The following is a 21265-nucleotide window of genomic DNA, read 5'->3' as shown; positions in this document are numbered from 1 at the left end:
ATAATAATCTACGCGATTTCCGACTGTCTTATGAAATATACCGTAATGCCAGACTATTCGTTGTTTCAGGTTATATTTACCAGAGATTTGGTTAGGGTGCTGCCAATGCTGTTAGTTGCATCCCTAACTCCAAAGGGACTGATTTTCTACCTTAAAACGCGCCGCATGAAAGCCCATGCGGTTAGACTGGTGTTCAGTGTTCTAAACACGGCCTTTTTTCTGTTTGCTATTCAAACCACATGCTTAGTTAACGTCTATACAATGAGCTATACAACAGCGATATTTACAACTGTATCTGGATATTTTTTTCTAAAGGAAAAAGTCGACGCCAGGTTATGGTGGGCGGTGACAGCTGGCCTTGTAGGCGTAGTTATAGCCATGAATCCAGGTGGTTACTGTCTCGATTCAAAAACAGGGCTATTCTCCGCTTTAGCGGGGGCATTTTTTGCTTCTATGAATAAGATATGTATGCGTAAACTATCGACAACCGAGCATAGCCTTACCATTACAATTTACCCTAATTTGGTCACAATTATTCTGCTGGCACCGTTTTTGCCTTTCTTTTGGAAGTCGGTGCCTGCCGAACAATGGCCCTATTTTATTTCTATTGGGGTCTTACTCGCGACAGCCCAATACCTGATAGCTTTAGCTTTAAGCCTATCAGACAGCTCTGCTCTCGCGCCGCTTGATTATACTTCATATGCCTGGGTCTTTGCCTTGGATCTTATGATGCTGGGAACAACGCCAACATGCCAGAACCTAATCGGCGTAAGTATTATAATGCTAAGCGGTATTTATGTTTACTACAGGGCTAGACGACAAGAGAGGCCTAATAAACCCGCCCTATAATGGCGTCTTCCACGGCCTTTATTTCATTATTCGATGCGAAATTTTTATTCAGCAGGTCAGAAAGCTTGGATACTAAGCTGGGCATAAACTTAAAAAACTTTTTTATCAACAGCTCAATAAATATTCCGCGCTCTAAGGTCCATTTACAAAGATTCACACAACTTCTCATACGCATGCAATAGGAATTCTCGCTTCTTTTGGCGAGTATGCAGTATAGATAATCTCTAAAGCTTTGGCCGGTTGGTGTCTGCTCATTCGGGTAATGCTCTTGCATATAGTCCATAACCTTCCTGACATCCGTCATCCAATCGTGAAAAAACAAACGCATAAAAAAGGAATCTCCCTGCGATGCAGCTGCTTGAGATGACCCTTGCTGCCTTATATAAGTTGTATAGTTTATATGAGCGACTTTTCCTTTGGACAGTACGAAATAGCTGAAAAACAGCTCCATGGGACCAAAATCTGAAAGAGCAAGTTTGTCCATATCCTCGTACATTTGCCTTAGAACATCGGTCTTAAAAACGCTGTACCATAAAGAGCAGCATGACGGCTGCCATGATGTAATTCTCTCAGCTATAGAGTCTTGATCTACTTTCACAGGAAAGTCCATGTCGTTACAGTAATATTTTTGCCAGAATATATACCTTCCGCCAGGCTTAGAAACGTCAGGGTCTAATATCAAACCTCTAACCCGACCATTGCATCCTACGCAATCTGTGCGATTTTCCAGACAGTTTAAAGCTGCCTCCTGGCCGCTTACAATTGGAAAGTCGTCATTATCACATAGCATTACATATGGCGTTTGCACCAAAGCAGAAGCCAGTCGCGCTTTCCTGGCGTATGCATATATATCCTTATCAACTGGATATTTTTTATATTCATAGCTGAAATTAAAGTGATTTTCGCCAAAGTATTTCTTGTGATCATCCGACTCGGATCCGTCGGCAAAAATCACATGATACGGATAATTTATATCTTGAAGATAGGCGCAAAGCCGCTTAGTAAAGGCGAATCTGTCTTTTAAAAACACAAGCAGCGTAAGCTTAACAGAACTCAACGTTTGAGACATATTCTCCTCTGATATCTTTGTCTGACAGTATTGGCTCACTGGTAAGCGGCCATTTTATGCCGAGCTCTGGATCATTCCACATAACAGATAAATCGTCACTTGTGTCGTAATGCCGCGAACATTTATAGGCAAGAACCGCATCGTCGCTTAGAACATACAAACCATGCGCGCATCTGCTTGGCATATAGATTTGTTTAGGATTGTTGGCGTCCAATTGAATACAAAAATGCTGTTTAAAAGTTTTTGACTCTTTCCTAAGATCAACTACTACATCGTATATCACTCCATGAACTATGTTGATCAATTGCGCACTGCGTCTTGAGTAGTGCAGTCCTTTAAGGACGTTTTTATGTGCATAATAAAAAATATCTAGAACAAATCTTTCGCACAGATCCCCATACCTGTTTTCATGAAAGCTTTCAAACAAGAGGCCGCGTTTGTCTTTATGGACATCTGGCTCGATAACAAATACGCCGTCTATGAAGGTTTTGGTTATGTTCATATAATCGATTCTAGATATGACTTATAATTGCAACACGGCATAGACGCGGCTGTACGTCGAAGCATTTCATCGGTAATAAACCCCATACGCCAGGCTACTTCTTCCAAAGAGCCAATTGATATCCCTTGTCTGGATTGAATAACCTCAACGTAATTAGACGCGTTGTTCAGCGCTTGTGGCGTTCCGATATCAAACCAAACGTATCCCCTTCCAAACACTGCCGCAGACAACAGTTTTTCAGCAACATATTGGTTGATTAGGTCTGTTATCTCTAATTCGCCTCTTCCAGAAGGAGAGAGTCGCTTAGCACGCTCTGCCACCGATGCGTCAAAGTAATAAAACCCAGTAATCGCCAGATTTGAGCGAGAATTAGCAGGTTTCTCAACTACAGAAACTACCTGACCATTGTCATCCAGCTCAGCAACGCCATATCGGCTGGGGTCGTTAACTTTGTATAAAAATATTTTAGCACGCTCGTGCGGCTCAATTTTAAGCATCTCTGTGATTGCGTGCCCATGAAAGAAGTTGTCACCAAGAATCATGATTACAGGATCGTGGCCTATAAATTTTTCGCCAATTATAAACGCCTCAGGCAAGCCATTTGGCTCAGACTGCTCAGCATAAAACAACTCAATACCAAGCCAGCTGCCATCGCCAAGGATACGGCTTATTGCTTGAATTCCTTCTGGTGAGCTTATGATGAGTATCTGCTTAATCCCGATAAGCATAAGCGTACTTATGGGGTAATAAATTGCTGGTTTGTCGTATACCGGAAGCAACTGCTTGCTGCAAACCGTGGTCATTGGCCAAAGTCTGCTTCCTTTACCGCCTGCCAGCACTATCCCTTTGGTCACATTCATCAAATCAATAAAACTTTGCCAAAACTATCAGTACTGTACACTACCGCGTCTACTTTTGCTATAGTACCAACTTACGTACCTTGGATTGAAATTTATGATCAGTCTTGTATTCTTTGCAGCAGTTGTCGTGTTTTTACTAATTCGCTTGAATCAGGTTATGGGGATAAAGCCCGCCAGCAAAGGTAAGAGTGGCTTTTCTCGTACCGACGACGGTTCCAACGTTATAGAGGTTGAAGCAACCGAAATTGACCCTAGCGATGACGCAAACGATTACTCCCAAGAAAGCGACGAAGTCAGCATACATGGACGCAAGTTTGATAAAACGTCGTTCTTGAGAGGGGCGGAAAAAGCTTTATTAGCAATCGACAAAGCCTTTAACGACGGCCAAGAAAATAAATTACGTCAGCTTCTAAGCGGCAAGATTTTGGATTCTTTCTTGAAGTCTATACAAGAGCGCAAACGTCGTAAGGAAACGCTGGAAAGTCTTTTGTTATCGGTAAAAAATGCTGAGGTACTGGATTTATCCTACGTTAAGAATAATGTACGCGCGTCAGTCCTGTTTGAGCTTGAGCAAACCAAAATTTTGAAAAACCAAGATGGAGAAATCATCGACGGCGACGGTGAGTATGTGAAAACAATCAAACAAACTTGGCATTTTGAACAGCCAATCACCGCGTCCTCCGCCCAATGGAAACTGACCGCCATATCCGACGCGTAGTAGTTATTAAAATTTATATAAAGTACCTTTAGCCTTCAGCTAATGGTATGGAAGTTTCGAAAGACCTCGTTTAGAATCTCAGCGCTGTTGGGCTTTTTCTCTAAATCGAGCAGTGACGCCCCCAGGGTATTCAGGTTTTCGTTCGTCTCTTCCAGGAATTCATCAATCAGCTCGTCCATTATGCATCAGTCTTCCTGAAGTTCCTTAAGGTTGCGATACAGCTCTAAGGACGCTGGGTTTTTAAGGGACTCTTTGTTTTTTACTTCGCGCCCTTGAATCACCGATTTCACAGCAATTTCCGAGATCTTGTCGTTTTTGGTATAAGGAATTTCCTTAACCTGAATGATCTTAGAAGGAACATGCCTTGGCGTAGCGTTGGTGCGGATTTGGACGCAAATCTTTTTCTTAAGGTCTTCGTCAAGCGCCAAATTATCACGCAGGACTACAAAAAGAATTATCCTTTCGTCGTTATTCCACTGTTGCCCAACCGCGATACTTTCAAGTACTTCTTCAACCTTTTGTACTTGGGCATAGATTTCGGCCGTGCCTATGCGGACTCCACTCGGCTTCAGCACCGTATCCGCGCGTCCGGATATAATCACACCGTCGCGGTCAGTAATTTCTATCCAGTCGCCGTGCGACCACACACCAGGGAACTCTTGATAATATGCTTTATCGTACTTTTGATCGCCGTCGTCTTTCCAAAAGCCTATGGGTTTCGATGCAAATGGCGCGGTGCAAACAAGCTCTCCTTGTTGGTTTTTGCCTAGAGGTTTGCCGTCGTCATCAAACAGCTCTACCTTCATGCCAAGGCCTATGCCCTGCATTTCCCCCGCATATACAGGAGAGATAGGATTGCCGATAATGAAGCATGAAATCAAATCAGTTCCACCTGAAAACACATTTAAGTGCAGGTCTTGCTTAATGTCTTTGTAAACGTATGAGAATGCTTCAAGGGACAAGGGGGATCCTGTAGCGCCAATAGTGCGAACAGACGAAAGGCTGTTGTGATCTTTTGGTTTTGCACCAATTTTGTAAAGAACGTCCAAAAACTTCGACGAAGTGCCAAAGAAATTCATCTTATGCTTATCCGCAAAGTTGAAAAGAGTATATGCGTCTGGATATGAAGGGTTGCCGTCAAACATCATAAGCGTAGCTTTTGAAGCAAGTGCCGATACACGCCAGTTCCACATCATCCAGCTGCACGTGCTGTAGTAAAATACTCTGTCGCCCGGCTTTATATCGCAGTGAAGTTGATGCTCTTTCAGGTGTTGCAGCAAAGTTCCGCCTGCGCCGTGTATAATGCATTTGGGCGCGCCAGTAGTCCCAGAGGTAAACAAAATATATATTGGATGGTTAAACGGCAGCTGAGCAAACTCCAGCATCGTTTTGCCCTTATCCCCGAATTCGTTCATGAAATCGTCAAGATAAGCGTAGTTTTTGTCGAGTTTTTTCCTTGGCATATCGGCGTATGGAATCAGTATGGTCTTTTTAATAGTGCTTATACCCTTGGCGATGTCGAATATCTTATCGCTGTTATCAAATACCTTGCCTTTGTAGTAATAAGCCTCGGTTGCAAAAAAGAACTTTGGATCTATTTGAGCCAGCCTGTCAAAGGCCCCCTTCACGCCAAAGTCTGTGGCACATGCGCACCACACACCGCCAAGGGATATGGTTGCAAGCGCCGCAATCAACGTTTCAGGAGTATTAGCCACGTATCCGGCGACCTTGTCCCCCACTTCTAATCCATTATTTTTAAGAGCATAAGCCAGGTCTTTAACGCTGTTATAAAGCTCGTTGTAAGTTATTGTTCTTTCTAATTTATCTTCGCCCCAAAATATTATTGCAGGCTCATCGTTCCTAATGCGCAAAAGGTTTTCGGCGAAATTTAGTTTCGCATCAGGAAAATATCTGTGAGCCTTAAAATTTTTCTCACCATTGCTTATTCTGCCGCCTTTGCTGGAAGCTATAACATCACCGAAGTTCCATATTTCTTCCCAAAACTCGTCCCTACAGCTAACCGACCAGTCCCACAGTTCTTTAAATTCGCTTATTTTCAGATTGTATTTCTTGTTGATAATATCCATGAACCTAGCGAGGTTGCTGTTCTTATAGCGGTCAGCGCTTGGTACCCAAAGCGGCTTAATTGTACTCATGATTTTTGTCCATAACTTGACACAGATTGATAATATCAAGTCATGGTTAAAAAATGTTTGCGAAACCAGAGCAAAAACCAAACGCAATACTTGGTTTTACCCGAAAATACCTAATTAAAATCTTTATATTTCAAATTTTATGCGAGTAAGCGCTCGGCCCAAGTGATTGCTTATATTGCGAGGCAGTGCATTTTTTGTTTGACTGATACTAAGCATTTTTTGATTAGGATAAATCGATGGATCATTAGCGATTGCCGAAGAAACGTATTTTTTTGCCTCTGGGACAGCGCTGGCGCATCCGGTATAATCCGTCGCTTCTGCTGATACCCTTGGGTGCATCAAGAAAATAAGAAAAGCATGCGCGTTATTTACATGCTTGGCCTTCTTTGGAATTGCCAATACCTCCATCCACAAGCATGCGCCTTCTTTCGGTACAATAAAACGTATGTTACGGGCATTTTTTTTAGAAGTTTGCGTACGCGCAAACATCAAATCACCAGACGAACACATAACTGCACAAGCGCTTCCGCTGGCCAGATCCTGGAAGCTGTATGAATCAAATCTGTTTATATGCAGCCTCACTCGCCGAAGACACTTAATCGCCTCATCCGCTTGTTTCAGGTCTATATTTTCCGCCGAACAACCAAGGTATGCAAAAACCGCGGCAAATAACTCTTCTGGGCTTTCCAGCAAGGAAATACCAGCTGCGCTTAGCTTTTTTGCATACCGCGGATCAAACAATATCGCCCAACTGTCCAAAGGGACGTCAGGCGCTAAGCGTTTTATAATCTCTATATTAATGCCTATACCGTTAATTCCCCAAGTGAAAGGGACCGCATATTCATTCAAGGGATCGATGTCGGAAAGCAGATCAAGCGCTTGTTTATCCAACTTTTGCATATATTTTGCAAGCCTTTTGGTATCCAATTTCTGAAACGTTTTGGCTTGCATTTGATGACAGAAAAAAGGCCAAACCGTGGGCAAAACAAGATCATATGAGCAATTGCCTGTCAGTAACTTTGCTTCTAAAGTTTCGTTACAGTCAAATACATCAACGATTACCCTAATGCCTGTAAGCTTAAAAAATGCGTCGATAATTTTAGGCGAGATTTGATCGAACCACGTGTATATATAAAGCTTTTTCTCTTTATCTAGTGGTCCAAGATCTTCAAGGCATACGCCAAAATTTTCGCTCGGCAAACTTGCGGTTGAGTTTGCTTCATTTGTTGCTGGATTTGCTTTGTCGGCACAACAGCTCAACGCAGAGTGCACAAACCCCACCATTAGTAATGTCAGAATACTTCTCATTTATTGCGCAACTGCTGCTTAACAACATATACAATGCCCATTTGACTGATTCCGCAAGATGGAATTATGCGCTCGTCGCTGTCTACCTTGCCGACCAGAATGCCGGCAGGAAAAATCCCGTCGTGCCCATCAGTAAACGCCAGTTGGCCTTTAGAAATCTTGATCGCACTGTCATTTTCCTTAAGGTGTATGCAAAGGCAGCCGCTTCCATCGCCTTTCAATATAGCAAGCATGCCAGAGGGGGAAAAACAAACCGACATATAAAAGCTCGCGCTGGTTATTCTTTTAGCTTGGCTCCATTTATGTCCAACAGTTTTAACCACGCCTATGACTCCAGATTGTCCTATGATCACGTCCCCTTCGGCAATTCCTGATTCATTGCCTTTGTTTAAGTATATTTCGTTGTAGGTTAAAAGTTCATGAACTCTTAGAATCGTTGCAAAAACCGTTACTTTATCGTTTGTATTTAGGGCAAAGTCTAAAGCTGATCTCAGTCGATCATTTTCAATTTGAAGGTATTTCAGCCTTTCCAAGTCAATTTTACAGACGATTAGTTCCTGTTTCAGCTTTTGAATTTCTCGTCCGGATTCTCCTGAAAAGTTATGCAAGACTCGTGAGGCTGTCTCAGTCAAGCGAACAACGCCCCTTGCACCAAAAGTTGTCATGCGCATTGCCCAATCCCTCATGTAAGACAGCGCGTTAAAGCGATCGGCTGCAGCAATCAGGCAAACAAAAACGACGACTCCACCCCAGCTAAGCCAAAAACGCCACTTTACCTTGTTGCTGAACATCCTGCTTAGCCCCTCATGTGAGCTTCAGTAAGAAGAGGTAAGGACGTTTTGCGTTTTATCAAGTTCTTCTAAGGCCCGGCCGCTTCCGATAGCAACACATGACAAAGGATCGTCTGCTACTGTGACAGGAAGATGGGTCGTATTATGAATGATCTCATCAAGTCCTTTCAGCATAGCCCCTCCCCCGGTCAAAACAATACCTTTGTCAACTATGTCAGAGGATAACTCCGGCGGAGTGTTCTCTAAGGCAATTTTAATTGCGCTTACAATGGCGTTGACGCTCTCTTTTAAGCCTTCTGCTATTTGCTCTTCAGTTATCTCAATTTCTTCAGGAAAGCCGGTCTTTACGTTACGTCCTTTTACAACAGTTTTTCTTCCACCTTCTCCTTTAGGGATAAAGGCTGCGCCTATGGCTTTTTTGATCTTCTCTGCCGAAGTTTCACCAATCAACAGGTCGTGAGTTCTACGCACATAGGTAATGATGTCATTGTCCATCTTGTCCCCACCAACCCGTATTGATTTCGCATATACAATGCCGCCAAGCGATAAAACCGCAATTTCAGTAGTTCCACCCCCTATATCCACGACCATAGACCCGTATGGTTCAGAAACGGGAAGCCCAGCGCCAATCGCCGCGGCCATTGGCTCTTCGATTAAATAGACTCGCCTTGCCCCGGCGCTTTCGGCCGCTTCTTGAATTGCTCTGCGCTCAACTGCCGTTGCGCCATATGGAATACATATGACTATTCTAGGTGAGATAAATCTTCTGCGGTTATGAATCTTCCGTATGAAGTGCTTAATCATGCTTTCAGCAATATCGAAATCTGCGATAACCCCATCCTTAAGCGGCCGGATAGCTTGGATACTGCCTGGGGTTCTTCCGACCATGCTTTTCGCATCTTCACCAACCGCCAAAATGTTGACCTTTCCGCCTGTATCCGATATGGCGACTACAGAAGGCTCGTTCAGGACAATTCCTTCACCTTTCAAATAGACCAGCACATTCGCTGTGCCAAGGTCTACGGCCATGTCGGACGAAAATAAAGAGCTCAGTTTGGAAATTATGTTCATGTTGCGTAAATATAACTATGCAAGGATATATAGCACCTTTACCAAAAAATGAAGCAAAGCAACACTAAAAATACTGCATAGTGAAATATAAGCAAATTCCTGCGGCCAGACCTGCCAGCACATCGTCGCATATTATGCAGGCTGTCTGCCCAAATCTAGAGATATGCTTGCTTGACGTTAATTGGTCAACCCAGCCGATAGGCCATGGCTTCCATATATCAAATAAGCGAAATAAAAGAAAAGACAGGCAATACCACCACACGCTCTGTGGCCCTACCCCGATTAGCGGAGCAATGGCAATTGTCTGTCCAATAACCTCATCTATGACAATATATTTTGGATCTGGGGTGTTTGCCTTTTCAAGCGATACCAGCACAGACCACCAACCAAGCACACACAGGCCTAAAATCAGTAAAATGTAAGTGCATACTGGAATACTTCCAATCATAAAGAGCAACAATGCCCCTCCTAAGGATCCGGCGGTACCAGGTGCAATCGGAACCCTTCCCAGCAGAAAAAACGTGGAAATAATCATTGCAATTCGATATCTAATCATCTGCGGATCACCTTTATGATTGCAGCATCTGCTGCCAGAACTATGCGTTGGTTATATACTAAGTCTCCAGTCGATTACACATATTCAGCCGAATTTATGAACAACACGGCAAAAGCGATTGCCGCGGGTGAGTGTGATGAACTGGTCTGGTTTTTAGAGCATCCCCATATCTTTACTTACGGCGCTTTGGCTAAGCCGTGCGAGATGCTGAAGCCAACCAACGTACCTGTTTATAAAGCCAATCGCGGAGGCAAGTACACTTATCACGGCCCTGGACAACGCGTTGTTTATGTCATGATTAATATTGCTAAAAGAAATATTGGGGTAAAAGAATATGTAATGATCTTGGAAGAATGGTGCATTTCTGCACTCAAAGACGTTGGTGTTAAAGGCTTCTTGATTCCCAACAAAATCGGGGTTTGGGTTAAAGACAATCGCACACAGCCATCGGTCAGTAAAATTGCTGCAATTGGCATAAGGATAGTAAATGGAGTTACTACACACGGTATCGCCATCAACATAGATCCAGATTTAAGCTTCTTCGACCAGATTATCCCCTGCGGCATCAGCGAATATGGCGTTACATCACTGCGTAAGCTTGGTGTTAACACTACCTTAAGCGATTTTGATAACCTTTTGGCCAAGCGTTTCCCTATCCTATGAGCAACCAACATACGTGGATACAGTCCTTTGCCAGAACTAAAGGAAAGTCCCTATCAAGCAGGCAAAAACAGCTTCTGGCTGATTTTCTGCCACAAGTGGTGGCCAGCAAGGCTTTATTTGATGGCGACAGCCTGCCGATACAGATGGAGATAGGGTTTGGCGATGGTAAGCATCTTGTTCATCAGGCGCTTAGTCAGCCAGATACATACTTTATTGGATGTGAGCCTTTTGTTAATGGCGCTGCCAAGCTGCTGAGCTCTGTAGATCGGCTGAAAATAGAAAACATAAAGGTATTTATTGGGGATTGCCGGGCGTTTATATCTGAAATTCCAGACGACCGCATATCTTGTATCTATGTATTATTTCCAGATCCGTGGCCTAAAAAACGTCATCATAAACGCAGATTGGTTCAAAAGGGGTTTCTTGCGTTGATTTGGCGCGTTTTAGCGCCAGACGGAAGTATTCGGTTTGCCTCTGATAACAGAGAGTATGCCAAAGAGGTTTTTGAGCTTGTGAACAGTGGTTTTGGGTTTCGTGCATCTAGCCAAAGCTTAGATTTGTGTATCCACCCTCAAAACCCTTGGTCGCCGGTCATGACGAAATATGAAGAAAAAGCACGCCTTGCCGGATCAGACTGTTTTTTTATAGAAGCTTTGAAAGTCTGCTCTTGAGAGCACGCAATATTTTGTACTTTATGCTTTAGCGCTCTTTTTAAGTACAAGGTGGCTGCGGTCTTTCATGGATATCATTGTATAGACCACTGGAAGTATGAATATGGTGAATAAGGTTCCTATAGACATACCGCCCACAATTACCCAGCCTATCTGACGCCTAGCGCCGCTGCCTGCGCCCATGGCCATGGCCAAAGGCAGCGAACCAAGCACCATAGCAAACGTCGTCATCAAGATAGGACGCAGTCTTAGCTTGGCCGCTTCGTAAACCGCATCAATTTTCGACTTCCCTTCAAGTACAAGGCTGTTGGCAAAGTCGACAATCAAAATACCGTGTTTAGTTATCAGGCCGATAAGGGTCACCATCCCAATCTTTGAATAAATGTTAAGGCTTCCTCCATTTATAATTTTAAGTGTTATAAGGGCTCCTGCAATGGACAGCGGTACGCTTAGCAAAATGATAAACGGATCAATAAAGCTTTCAAACTGCGCGGAAAGAACCAAAAATATGAACAGCAGAGCAATCGAGAATATAAATATTATATTACGGCTTTCTTCCATGTATGTTTTGGTTTTGCCGGAGAAAGTAAGCCTTATATCATCAGGTAGATAATTTTTCTTAAGATCATCGATTTGGTCGACCGCCTCCCCAAGCGAGTGTCCTTTGGCTATATCGCACTTGAAGCTTATCGCCAACAGCTGGTCATAATGGAAAAGCCCTATCGGGGCCTGTTTAGGCGTAATAGTAATCAAGTCAGACAAAGTCACCATGTTTGGTAAGTGAGCACGCTGGCTGTTCGAATCGCGTACTTTCACAAATATATCAGACACGTCCTGGACACTACTGCGCTTTTTGTCGGCTAGTTGTACGATAACGTCATATTGCTTGCCGTCCAGCTTGATGCGGTTAGCAGTTCTACCTCTAACTAAAATCTCTACAGTCTCTGCCACCTCGTTCATGCTTATACCAAGCGAAGCAGCCCTTTCGCGGTCTATATTGACGACATACTCTTGCGCTGAAGGCAAAAGCGACGTCTCTATTCTGGGAAAAATATGCCTGTATTGATGCAGCAATTGATTAAACAGCGCTCCGTACATCTCTAAGTGCGCTAGGTCAAGGCTGGTCTGAAGCACAAACTCAATTTTATCACCATCGCTGGCGCTGCTGCCCCCTCCACTGGCAGAGACGTATATATCGGCCCCCGCTACGTTAGCGAACTTGTTTCTTAAAGAGTCGGCTATATCCTGAGTTGTGCGCTTACGTTTGCTCCAGTCCGTAAGCATAGCTCCACCGTTTATCTGTGTAGCTTGAATGTCAATGTCGCGAAATTCAATTTCTGGCACTTCACTTAATATATTTTCTACCCGCAAAGCATTACGGCGCATATAGTCATAAGTTGCATCCATCGGACCGTGACCAACAATCGAAAGCCAGCCGTCATCTTCTGACGGCGTATCTTCGGACGGCAGCCAAAACCCTCCCACGGCAAAACCTATAGCAGCCACTGTACAACCAACAGAAAACGATATGACGCGCCTTTTAAGAAAGATTTTCAGCACCCTGGCATACCATTCCTCAATCGAAGCGATAAAGTTATGAATCTTCATGCCAAGATTTTTATAGGCCCTGACCCACTTGCGCTTACTGTCACTACTAAGGACATTTGCCGCCAAGACTTTTGAACACATCATTGGGGACAGCGTTAATGCTACAAAGCCGGAAATCATGACGGATCCGGCCAAAGCTAATGAAAATTCCCTAAAGTATTTACCAAGCTTCCCTGGCGCTAAGCCTATAGGCGCATATACAGCAGCCAGCGTTAGGGTCATGGCCACTACGGCGAAAGCAATCTCTTTAGTCCCCTCTATCGCGGCTTCAATTCGGCTTTTGCCAGCCTCGATATGCCTGTGAACGTTTTCAAGCACGACAATTGCGTCGTCCACCACTAAGCCGATGGAAAGAACCATCGCCAGCAGCGTGATCGTGTTTATTGTAAAATCAAAAACGTAAAGCAAGAAAAACGTTCCCAGCAAACAAACCGGGATAGTAACAAGCGGGACAATCGCCGCCCTGAAGGACCACAGGAACAAAAATATCACTAAAATAACCAGTATCGTCGCCTCGATTATGGTGCGATACACCTCGTCGATTGAGGATTCGATATATTTGGTGCGATCCATCGCTATGATTGCTTTTATGCCGCCAGGCAGTGCTCTTTCGATATCTGGAAATATATTTCTAATACCCTTACAGACATCAAGCGGATTTGCCGTAGATTGCTTGACGACGCCAAGCGCCACGCCTTCTTTCCCATTGAACCAGAAATTACTTCTGACCTCTCCTCCACTCAGCTCTGCACGCCCAATATCCTTCAGCTTCAGCGGTTTTCCATCTGGCGTAGGTATAGAGATTTCATCAAACTGCTCTGGCTTATTAATCTCGCCTGCAATTGTGATCATAAATTCACGATCTTTGCCGGTAAGTCGCCCGCCAGGACGTTGTACGCATTGCATTTGAATGGCGTTACGAACCTCAATCGCAGTCAGGCCATAGGCCGCAAGCCTTTGAGTATCAAGCTTGATGCGCATCGCCTTTTTAGTTCCGCCCTGAAGGTCAACGCGCGCTACACCGGGGGATATCTCAACTTTGCTTTTTATGAACCGCTCTATATAGTCGCGAATTTCATCATTCGAAAGCGTATCGCTGGTAAAGACAATAAATATAATCGAATGAGCATCCGCATCAGATTTATGCAGCATTGGATGCTGAAGGTCTTGGGGCAATTCACTGTAAATACGTGAGATTCTTTCTTGTACTTCGCTGGCTGCAACGTCGACGTTTTTATCTGGGCTGAACTGTATCGATATTTTGCTTTGCTCGTTGCTGCTGTTAGAGGTGATGATTTCCGCACCTTGTATAGTTGCAAATACACCTTCAAGCACCTTAGTAACCTGCTGCTCAACAACATACGGGTTAGCGCCTGGATAGCTTGATTCCACCGATATTATCGGCTTTTCGATTTTTGGCATCTCGCGTACGGACAGCCTTTGGTATGAGACAATACCCAAAAGGCATACAACCAAAGTCAAAACCGTGGAGAATACCGGCCTACGAACAAAAACTTCGGTGAACGATGTTGATGCAGACGCCATACTTTACTGTTCCAGCCCCTCAAGCCCTGTTGAGATCTGGACCGTACTTCCGTCACGCACCCTCATATGCCCGGCGGTAATTACTACGTCGTCGGCGTTAATTCCCGTCAGAATCTCAACTTCACCACTTTGACGAATGCCTATCGTGACCGGAGTTTTAATAGCCATACCATCAACAACCCTAAACACCACATCATTATCGCCTACGCGTGATATAGCGCTTTCTGGCACAAGAATCGCCTCTGAAGACGTTGTATTTGGCACAGAAACCCTGACGAACAGGCCTGGGCGCATATCTTCATTTTGATACTGCATTACCGCGCGCACTACGAAGCTATGCGACATTTGATCGGCTTCAGGATTTATTGCCAGCACTTCTGCTGGAAATTCGCCGTGAACCCCGTCGATCTTTATATATACGGTCTGCCCGATTTCCATACCAGCGACAATCATTTCAGGCACCTTGAAGTCCACTCTTATGTCCTGATCGCTTACTATGCGCAGCATTTCTTTGCTTTTGGTTACATAGTCCCCTACGCTGATCTCTCTAAGCCCAACAACCCCCGCAAATGGAGCCCTAACTTTATACTTAGACAGCTCTTCTTTGACCGCCGCAAGCTTGGATTCCAGTATCATCACCTCGGCGTATTTTTTGTCTAATTCGCTTTTTGAAAGAAATTCTTTACTTGCCAAGTCCTGAGCACGCTTATATTCGGCCTTAGCCAACGTTAATTGAGCACTTATCTCACGCATATGAATACGCATAGCGGCGCTGTCAACCTCCAACAGCACATCCCCTTCGTTTACTTTGCGCCCTTCTTCAAAAAGGATTCTAGATATCCTGCCGTCAACCTCGGATTTTATGGTGCAGTCATTACTTGCACGTAATGTTCCAATAAGGTTTGTGACATGCTGTACCTGCCCTAAGCGAGCCGAAGCAACATCGACAACCGGATCGGCATTCTGCAGTTTTTTAAGAGCATCCATCATATCTGTATCTACGTCTTCTTTTTTCTTGGAAAACAGCTTACTGAAAAACCCTTCGCTTTTACTTGACTCAGCCGCAGGCTTCTCGGCATCGCCAACCGCCTGACCTATCGATTCGATTGCCGTCTTGCTTCTTGATTCGGCAGTAGCGGCCTCTTGCCCACTGATAGCCTCCGGCTGTTCCACAGATTTTTTGGAAAACAGCCTGCAAAAGAACTGTTTTATTCTTTGCCAAATACTCTTGTGAGGCTCTTCTGGCCCTGCCTCGGCAGGAACGGCGACTGCACCTTGCTCAGTTTTAGCGACATCGTCAGTTGGCTTATTTTCAGGCTCAGCAACAGTTTGCTGCGCATTGCCTGTTCCTGGTTCAGTAGCGGCGACCTCCTGCCCCTCATTAGCGGGCTTTGGCTCGGCAGTCACCGCTTCCTCAGTAACAACTGGCTGCTCTTCAGATTTTTTAGGTATGAATTTACGTAGGAATTGCTTTATTTTCTGCCAGATACTTTTATTAGGCTCGGAAAGCTCTGCTTCAGCGGCAGCAACAATGGGTTCGGTTTGCTCTGCTGCTTTATCGACTGGTTCGGCAACAGGCTCAGCGCTAACGGCTTCCTGCTCACTGTCGTTTGAATTTGGCTCAGCATTAACTGCTTCCTGACCTTCAGCTACCCCTACCTGTTCTTCAGATTTCTTGGGTATGAATTTATGAAAGAACCGCTTTACCTTTTCCCACAGACTTTCATGAGGCTCTTCCGGCGCCGCTTCGACATCGGCGGTAGCTACACCTTGCTCAATTTCAGCGGCTTCATCAGTTGGTTCAGTCGCTATAGCATCTTGTGCTTCATTAGACTGCTCCGGTTCAGCAACGACAGTTGCCTCTTGCTCATCAGCAGCCGATGTCTGCTCTTCAGATTTCTTGGGCATGAATTTATGAAAGAATCGCTTTACTTTCTGCCAAATACTTTCGTGAGGTTCAGATTCTTCCGCGTCAACGACGGCTTGGTCATCAGCTGTTTGGTCGCCCGGAGTATCTGGCGGCGGGTAGGAACTTGCTATACACGACGGCTGGAAGGCCGAAAGTACCAAAACAACCACTAAAATAATTGATCTGCCAAACATAAAAACTCTAAACTATCACCATACACACAACGGCTGATACTGAACGCGCTATACAGCCGCAATATTACCCAGCAAAACTTACCGATAAGTTAACACAAATAAGACTCAATTTCCTGTTGAGGCCGAGCCTCATATAGCGTAACTTTCTAGCAAGCTGTTCGCGTGGTATCTTCTATGATAATTTTCGTGATGTCAAATGGCGCAGACCATCGTGTATCGATTACGCCAGAGATCGTTAAAAAGTTGGTATCTGCCGGTCACGAGGTCAAAATAGAAAAAGGCGCGGGCCTTCCGTCCTTTATAAAGGACGAAGACTACACGCAAGCGGGCGCATTATCCGTTAAAACCACAAAAGAAACCGTAAAAACGGCCGACGTTGTCTTGGCTGTTAGGCTTCCTTACTCAGAGCCCAAAGGCGGCTGGACGGCCAATATTGATAAGGGGGCGACCGTTATATCCTTAATGAACCCTCATGCTAACAAGGATTTTTTGCAAAAGCTGGCAGAGCGCGGAGTGAATTTATTCGCGCTGGAGCTGATTCCAAGGACGACACGGGCCCAGAGTATGGACGTTCTGTCATCTCAAGCAAATTTAGCCGGATATAAAGCCGTCATAGAGGCTGCCGACGTTTACTCAAGCATGTTTCCCATGATGATGACGGCGGCCGGTACGGTTGCAGCTGCACGCGTGCTGGTTATTGGCGCGGGTGTGGCTGGTCTTCAGGCCATTGCTACCGCTAGGCGCCTAGGCGCGGTAGTATCCGCCTTTGACGTGCGTTCGGCAGCCAAAGAACAGGTGGAAAGCCTTGGCGCCAAATTTGTTGAAGTGGACACGCAAGAGGCCGGAGATGGAGGCGGCGGATATGCCAAGGAAATGAGCGCTGAGTACAAGAAAAAACAATCGGAGAAGCTTGCTGAGGCCGTTAAAAAATCTGATATAGTCATAACTACTGCTCAAATTCCTGGCAAGCCGGCCCCGGTACTTGTCACTAAAGAAATGGTTGAGTCTATGCAGTCTAAAAGCGTGATTGTTGACCTGGCCACGGAATCCGGCGGTAACTGCGAATTATCTAAACTTGATGAAAAGGTCTTGCACAACGGCGTCACGATTATCGGCTATGCCAATATGGCCGGAAGAATTCCGCATGACGCAAGTAAGTTGTTTTCCAAAAACGTGTTCAACTTTTTGCAACTGTTGATTAAAGACAACAAACTTTCTGTTGATACTTCGGACGACATCATCATCGCAAGCCTGTTGGCATATAACGGCAAGACGACCGAAGTTTTTGCTAAGCTTTAGGTGGGGAGGGCTAGATTACAGAACGTCCAGCCTTCCTGGGTAAGCAAATCGACCTTGAGGATTCGAGATCCAAAAAATCCAAGATCAAAGATACATCTTGCTGGCCTTTAAACCTCTTTCGCAAATCAGATCTTCTTTCCTCGATAGTACCGTTTTCAGCAAATAGATCTTTATAGGCCTCTCGGATTCTGAATATCGACTCTCTGGTAAAGTTATGTCTTTTAAGCCCAACCAGGTTAATGCCGGCTATACCGGCTCTCTCACCAGCAATCGAGGCGTAAGGGATAACGTCTTTATCCACCCCTGACATTCCGCCAATCATTGCGTATTTTCCTATCCTGACGAACTGGTGTACTGCGACCAATCCGCCTAATATCGCAAAATCATCGATAGTTACATGCCCACCCAAGGTCGCCTGATTAGCCATTATTATGTTGTTGCCTATATGACAGTCATGGGCTATATGCACGCCAGCCATGAACAAAGAATCGTCGCCTATGACGGTTGCCATATTGCCGCCGTCGGTCCCTGGATGCATCGTTACATACTCACGAATAGTGTTTCTGTTACCGATAATCAGGCGTGATTTTTCACCGTGATACTTAAGGTCTTGAGGAACAAAACCAATGGCTGCAAAAGGAAATATTTCATTATCTTCGCCGATAGAAGTATTCCCCTCCAGACATACGTGAGAATATAAAACCGTTCCTTTACCTATGCTTACACTCTGCCCAATGACGCAGTAGGGACCTATGGCGACGTCGTCCGCTATCCTGGCGTTATCGTTTACGATTGCTGTAGGGTGGATTTTTGGCATTTCCTGCGGTCCTTATAAATGCGTTATCAGCTCTTTTCGTCAACAATCATTGCGGTAAAAATCGCTTCTGCCATTAACTTGTCCCCAACGTACGCTTTGCCTGAGAATTTCCACATATTGCCGCGATTGTGCTCTTTCTGAACGTTGATTTTCAGTACGTCGCCAGGCTGGACAATCTGGCGGAATTTAGCCTGGTCAACAGACATAAAGTAAACAAGCTTGCCGTCGCTGTTCATGCCGGCAGTGTTCATGACAAGCACCCCTGCCGTCTGGGCCATAGACTCGATGATTAGTACGCCCGGCATGATTGGCTTGCTTGGGAAATGCCCCTCAAAGAAGGGCTCGTTGCATGAGACACATTTTATGCCAACCGCGCTTTCACCAGGCACGAGGTCCTCTACACGGTCAACCAACAGCATGGGATATCTGTGCGGTAAGTGGCGCTTTATATCGTCAATATTCAGCGTTGTTTTTTCGTTAGTTTTGGAAGCCATTGTTCTCAAATCTCCTTCTTAGCAAAACAATTCTTCAGATACGCCACTTGACGTCTCCACAGCCCCGCTTCTACGGCAGGAATCCCTGCCATGATTTTACCAGGCAGAATATCTTTAGCAACGCCTGATTTGGCGGCAATTATCGCACCGTCTCCGATTTTCAGATGACCGGCTAAGCCAACCTGACCAGCCATTGTAACAAAGTCGCCTATGACGCAACTTCCGGCAATACCTACCTGAGACACTATGGTGCAATGCTTTCCTATCTGGACGTTATGTGCAACCTGAACCAGATTGTCGATTATTGTTCCTTCACCGATTACAGTGTCGTCCAGGCTGCCCCGGTCAATGGTTGTGTTCGCACCTATCCTGACAAAATCGCCAATCAGCACACGCCCTAACTGGGGAACATATACCGGCTTTGGTTTAACGTTTATGATACCAAAGCCAGAGCTTCCGATGCGCGCCCCCGAATTGATTACCACCTCGTTTCCTATAACGGCACATTCTATGTGCACGTTGCTGGCAATTTTACAATTATTGCCAATAACGACCCCTTTACCAATATATGTGTGTGCCCCGATTGTGACATTGTCGCCTATCTCAGCATTATCACCCATGACCACATAAGGGGCTATGTTACAGTTTTTCCCTATTTTGGCCGTTTTGGATATTGGCTCACTGGATAATGCCTCGGTATTAATTGGCTCGGGGTATAAAAACTCAGCTGCCTTTGCGTAGGCAATAAGCACATTGCCTGTGACAACAATCGCCGCAGTTTTATCCGAAACTTTATCCCGACATTGAGCTTCGACGATTACAGCTCCAGCGTTGGTTTTTTCCAGCTCGCCGATATATTTTTTGTTGCTTAGAAACGACAAACTGTTCTGCCCAGCCTTCATCAGCGTATCGATGCTGGAAATGCATCTGCTGCCAAGTTCAGGACAGATCATCGTTCCACCGATGTGATCTGATATTTCCTTAATATTTTTCTCAGAAATCGAAGGGAAGAATCGCTTGTCGACCACAGCTAAACACTCCAAGCAGGATATATGCAACTAACCTTATACGATGGATTAATACCATCTGAAAGGCAGTTTTTCTGTTGTGGTTTTATAGCTTAGGTCACCCACCGATTTCCATCGCCGAGGATTGCTTAACCTTCAGCACTTTCCTCAAACCGGATTTCCTTATATGAATCTCGTCGTAAAAATCCCCAGCAGTAAGATCTTTAGGTGGGAAAAATGTTCCTATAACTTCGACGTTCAATTCTTTGGCTAGGCTATTTATGAACTTATCAAACTCGCAAAAATTGCGTCGAACAATATCGTATTTATAAGCCTCCGGATGAAGGGGGAGCTTGATGAAGGTGACAGACGCTCTCTTATTTTGCAGCTGCCTGACCGACCGCTTGTACGCTTCGACCACATCAGCACGCCAAGCAAATTTGGAATCAGCAATAGCATTGCGGACATTAAATTCATATGTAGCTTCGTATTTTGGCGACATTATCGCCGTTCCATTTGAATCATAGGCGTGTCCAAAACCGCAAAGAGAAATAAAACCAAGGTATGATCTCAGCCATTCTAAAATAAACCACCTACTCAGCAAGTGGCAATGGCGCTTGCCTAGTAAAAAACTTGCCTCTGCATAGCTTTTAAATAGCCATGGATCAACGGCCACAAAAATTTTTTGCGTATGCTGCAATGATGCTAATAGACTTAACGTATCAGGTATGCGACAAAAGCTTCCACTGACCCACAAATTTCTAAGCGTATTTTGTTTTATAATTGCGGCGTCAATTTGATATCCTCGACTGGAGCTAACTAAGAATTCCCCCCCCCCCCTGCTCTTTAGCAAAGAAATATTTCACATAAATCTCTGCGCTGCCGACAAGGTAAGCAGGTTTTTCTCCTCTCATCATGCATTTGACGTAGGGGATGTATCTTTTGGCCAGATGATACATGTACGATTGGGTGTTGATTTGATACCAGTCGAGCGAGAAAAACAACGCAGAGCCCAGCAGACACCCAGAAGCATAGCTGGTAATATCTTTAAAACTGAAAGTATAAAAAAGGGGCAACATTACATTTGAACACGAAAACATAAACCAGAGTAAACCCTATCGCAACTTGCCTGAATCGACCAGTAAGCTTAACCGGAAAATGCTGAAACACCACCATCA

The 21265-nt window shown here is 44.8% G+C and carries 21 protein-coding genes; 5 read left to right on the top strand and 16 right to left on the bottom strand.

Features of this window, described 5'->3' with window-relative positions; genetic code table 11:
• Window positions 1-849, top strand: an 849-nt coding sequence (locus tag LBL30_03345) for a DMT family transporter (protein MDR1032124.1), incomplete at its 5' end; no start/stop codon positions are given.
• Here LBL30_03345 and LBL30_03340 read toward each other — a convergent pair.
• Genes LBL30_03340 through LBL30_03330 form a run of 3 tightly spaced genes read right to left on the bottom strand, consistent with a single transcriptional unit; the run spans window position 830 to window position 3274 of the window.
• Complete coding sequence (locus LBL30_03340; GenBank protein MDR1032123.1) at window positions 830-1918, bottom strand: TIGR00180 family glycosyltransferase; 1089 nt, start codon at window positions 1916-1918, stop codon at window positions 830-832. The two genes, LBL30_03345 and LBL30_03340, sit on opposite strands and share 20 nt — an antisense overlap.
• The gene (gene rfbC, locus LBL30_03335; GenBank protein MDR1032122.1) at window positions 1893-2420 is read right to left on the bottom strand and encodes a dTDP-4-dehydrorhamnose 3,5-epimerase; all 528 of its coding nucleotides are present in this window, start codon (window positions 2418-2420) and stop codon (window positions 1893-1895) included. The genes LBL30_03340 and rfbC overlap by 26 nt, the downstream gene beginning before the upstream one ends.
• Window positions 2417-3274: an NTP transferase domain-containing protein gene (locus LBL30_03330; GenBank protein MDR1032121.1), complete on the bottom strand. Its 858-nt coding sequence runs from the start codon at window positions 3272-3274 to the stop codon at window positions 2417-2419. Before LBL30_03330 ends, rfbC begins: the two co-directional genes overlap by 4 nt.
• Window positions 3275-3374: 100 nt before the next feature.
• Between LBL30_03330 and LBL30_03325 the strand changes: the two genes are divergently transcribed.
• Complete coding sequence (locus LBL30_03325; protein MDR1032120.1) at window positions 3375-3998, top strand: Tim44/TimA family putative adaptor protein; 624 nt, start codon at window positions 3375-3377, stop codon at window positions 3996-3998.
• A 35-nt stretch (window positions 3999-4033) separates the two neighbouring features.
• Here the strand turns inward: LBL30_03325 and LBL30_03320 are convergent, their stop codons facing one another.
• The 6 genes from LBL30_03320 to LBL30_03295 all read right to left on the bottom strand — a co-directional run bounded on the left by LBL30_03320 (window position 4034) and on the right by LBL30_03295 (window position 9880).
• Window positions 4034-4177, bottom strand: coding sequence for an Hpt domain-containing protein (locus LBL30_03320; protein ID MDR1032119.1), 144 nt, complete (start codon window positions 4175-4177; stop codon window positions 4034-4036).
• 6 nt (window positions 4178-4183) lie between these two features.
• Window positions 4184-6154 (bottom strand): acetoacetate--CoA ligase, encoded by a 1971-nt coding sequence (locus LBL30_03315; protein ID MDR1032118.1) that lies wholly within the window; start codon window positions 6152-6154, stop codon window positions 4184-4186.
• Window positions 6155-6277: 123 nt separating this feature from the next.
• Entirely contained in the window at window positions 6278-7462 is a 1185-nt protein-coding gene (locus LBL30_03310) for an extracellular solute-binding protein (GenBank protein ID MDR1032117.1), read from the bottom strand.
• Window positions 7459-8253: a rod shape-determining protein MreC gene (locus LBL30_03305; protein MDR1032116.1), complete on the bottom strand. Its 795-nt coding sequence runs from the start codon at window positions 8251-8253 to the stop codon at window positions 7459-7461. The genes LBL30_03310 and LBL30_03305 overlap by 4 nt, the downstream gene beginning before the upstream one ends.
• Window positions 8254-8277: 24 nt before the next feature.
• On the bottom strand, window positions 8278-9324 hold the full coding sequence (locus LBL30_03300) for a rod shape-determining protein (protein ID MDR1032115.1): 1047 nt from the start codon (window positions 9322-9324) through the stop codon (window positions 8278-8280).
• A 64-nt stretch (window positions 9325-9388) separates the two neighbouring features.
• Window positions 9389-9880, bottom strand: a complete 492-nt coding sequence (locus LBL30_03295; GenBank protein MDR1032114.1) for a phosphatidylglycerophosphatase A — start codon at window positions 9878-9880, stop codon at window positions 9389-9391.
• 15 nt (window positions 9881-9895) lie between these two features.
• Between LBL30_03295 and lipB the strand changes: the two genes are divergently transcribed.
• Window positions 9896-10543 carry a lipoyl(octanoyl) transferase LipB gene (gene lipB / locus LBL30_03290; GenBank protein ID MDR1032113.1) on the top strand — a complete coding sequence of 216 codons (648 nt, stop codon included), beginning with the start codon at window positions 9896-9898 and terminating at the stop codon, window positions 10541-10543.
• Complete coding sequence (gene trmB / locus LBL30_03285; GenBank protein ID MDR1032112.1) at window positions 10540-11214, top strand: tRNA (guanosine(46)-N7)-methyltransferase TrmB; 675 nt, start codon at window positions 10540-10542, stop codon at window positions 11212-11214. Before lipB ends, trmB begins: the two co-directional genes overlap by 4 nt.
• Window positions 11215-11235: 21 nt before the next feature.
• Here the strand turns inward: trmB and LBL30_03280 are convergent, their stop codons facing one another.
• Window positions 11236-14367 (bottom strand): efflux RND transporter permease subunit, encoded by a 3132-nt coding sequence (locus tag LBL30_03280; GenBank protein ID MDR1032111.1) that lies wholly within the window; start codon window positions 14365-14367, stop codon window positions 11236-11238.
• A 3-nt stretch (window positions 14368-14370) separates the two neighbouring features.
• Entirely contained in the window at window positions 14371-16470 is a 2100-nt protein-coding gene (locus LBL30_03275; GenBank protein MDR1032110.1) for an efflux RND transporter periplasmic adaptor subunit, read from the bottom strand.
• A 174-nt stretch (window positions 16471-16644) separates the two neighbouring features.
• On the opposite strand from LBL30_03275, the gene LBL30_03270 reads away from it, so the two are divergent.
• On the top strand, window positions 16645-17769 hold the full coding sequence (locus LBL30_03270) for a Re/Si-specific NAD(P)(+) transhydrogenase subunit alpha (protein ID MDR1032109.1): 1125 nt from the start codon (window positions 16645-16647) through the stop codon (window positions 17767-17769).
• Window positions 17770-17779: 10 nt separating this feature from the next.
• On the opposite strand, the gene lpxA is transcribed toward LBL30_03270, so the two are convergent.
• From lpxA to LBL30_03245, 5 genes are all read right to left on the bottom strand, one after another.
• On the bottom strand, window positions 17780-18586 hold the full coding sequence (lpxA, locus tag LBL30_03265) for an acyl-ACP--UDP-N-acetylglucosamine O-acyltransferase (GenBank protein ID MDR1032108.1): 807 nt from the start codon (window positions 18584-18586) through the stop codon (window positions 17780-17782).
• Window positions 18587-18612: 26 nt separating this feature from the next.
• Window positions 18613-19080, bottom strand: a complete 468-nt coding sequence (gene fabZ / locus LBL30_03260; protein MDR1032107.1) for a 3-hydroxyacyl-ACP dehydratase FabZ — start codon at window positions 19078-19080, stop codon at window positions 18613-18615.
• A gap of 5 nt (window positions 19081-19085) precedes the next feature.
• Complete coding sequence (gene lpxD, locus LBL30_03255) at window positions 19086-20108, bottom strand: UDP-3-O-(3-hydroxymyristoyl)glucosamine N-acyltransferase (GenBank protein ID MDR1032106.1); 1023 nt, start codon at window positions 20106-20108, stop codon at window positions 19086-19088.
• 97 nt (window positions 20109-20205) lie between these two features.
• Window positions 20206-20940 carry a hypothetical protein gene (locus tag LBL30_03250; GenBank protein ID MDR1032105.1) on the bottom strand — a complete coding sequence of 245 codons (735 nt, stop codon included), beginning with the start codon at window positions 20938-20940 and terminating at the stop codon, window positions 20206-20208.
• The gene (locus LBL30_03245) at window positions 20903-21166 is read right to left on the bottom strand and encodes a hypothetical protein (protein MDR1032104.1); all 264 of its coding nucleotides are present in this window, start codon (window positions 21164-21166) and stop codon (window positions 20903-20905) included. The genes LBL30_03250 and LBL30_03245 overlap by 38 nt, the downstream gene beginning before the upstream one ends.
• Window positions 21167-21265: the final 99 nt, after the last annotated feature.

It is taken from the genome of Holosporales bacterium (genome assembly GCA_031263535.1).
Lineage (GTDB): Bacteria > Pseudomonadota > Alphaproteobacteria > UBA3830 > JAIRWN01 > JAIRWN01.
Note: the sequence above shows the minus strand (reverse complement) of the source record. Positions and strands in the feature narration are given on the sequence as shown.

What these genes read in the sequence shown, in the direction of transcription:
- LBL30_03300 (MDR1032115.1), bottom strand. Translation starts at nt 9,324, where the DNA reads ATGAACATAATTTCCAAACTGAGCTCTTTATTTTCGTCCGACATGGCC.
- lpxA (MDR1032108.1), bottom strand. Translation starts at nt 18,586, where the DNA reads ATGCCAAAAATCCACCCTACAGCAATCGTAAACGATAACGCCAGGATA.
- LBL30_03270 (MDR1032109.1), top strand. Translation starts at nt 16,645, where the DNA reads ATGATAATTTTCGTGATGTCAAATGGCGCAGACCATCGTGTATCGATT.
- LBL30_03315 (MDR1032118.1), bottom strand. Translation starts at nt 6,154, where the DNA reads ATGAGTACAATTAAGCCGCTTTGGGTACCAAGCGCTGACCGCTATAAG.
- LBL30_03280 (MDR1032111.1), bottom strand. Translation starts at nt 14,367, where the DNA reads ATGGCGTCTGCATCAACATCGTTCACCGAAGTTTTTGTTCGTAGGCCG.
- LBL30_03305 (MDR1032116.1), bottom strand. Translation starts at nt 8,253, where the DNA reads ATGTTCAGCAACAAGGTAAAGTGGCGTTTTTGGCTTAGCTGGGGTGGA.
- LBL30_03245 (MDR1032104.1), bottom strand. Translation starts at nt 21,166, where the DNA reads ATGTTGCCCCTTTTTTATACTTTCAGTTTTAAAGATATTACCAGCTAT.
- lipB (MDR1032113.1), top strand. Translation starts at nt 9,896, where the DNA reads ATGATTGCAGCATCTGCTGCCAGAACTATGCGTTGGTTATATACTAAG.
- LBL30_03295 (MDR1032114.1), bottom strand. Translation starts at nt 9,880, where the DNA reads ATGATTAGATATCGAATTGCAATGATTATTTCCACGTTTTTTCTGCTG.
- LBL30_03320 (MDR1032119.1), bottom strand. Translation starts at nt 4,177, where the DNA reads ATGGACGAGCTGATTGATGAATTCCTGGAAGAGACGAACGAAAACCTG.
- trmB (MDR1032112.1), top strand. Translation starts at nt 10,540, where the DNA reads ATGAGCAACCAACATACGTGGATACAGTCCTTTGCCAGAACTAAAGGA.
- LBL30_03325 (MDR1032120.1), top strand. Translation starts at nt 3,375, where the DNA reads ATGATCAGTCTTGTATTCTTTGCAGCAGTTGTCGTGTTTTTACTAATT.
- LBL30_03275 (MDR1032110.1), bottom strand. Translation starts at nt 16,470, where the DNA reads ATGTTTGGCAGATCAATTATTTTAGTGGTTGTTTTGGTACTTTCGGCC.
- fabZ (MDR1032107.1), bottom strand. Translation starts at nt 19,080, where the DNA reads ATGGCTTCCAAAACTAACGAAAAAACAACGCTGAATATTGACGATATA.
- rfbC (MDR1032122.1), bottom strand. Translation starts at nt 2,420, where the DNA reads ATGAACATAACCAAAACCTTCATAGACGGCGTATTTGTTATCGAGCCA.
- LBL30_03310 (MDR1032117.1), bottom strand. Translation starts at nt 7,462, where the DNA reads ATGAGAAGTATTCTGACATTACTAATGGTGGGGTTTGTGCACTCTGCG.
- LBL30_03340 (MDR1032123.1), bottom strand. Translation starts at nt 1,918, where the DNA reads ATGTCTCAAACGTTGAGTTCTGTTAAGCTTACGCTGCTTGTGTTTTTA.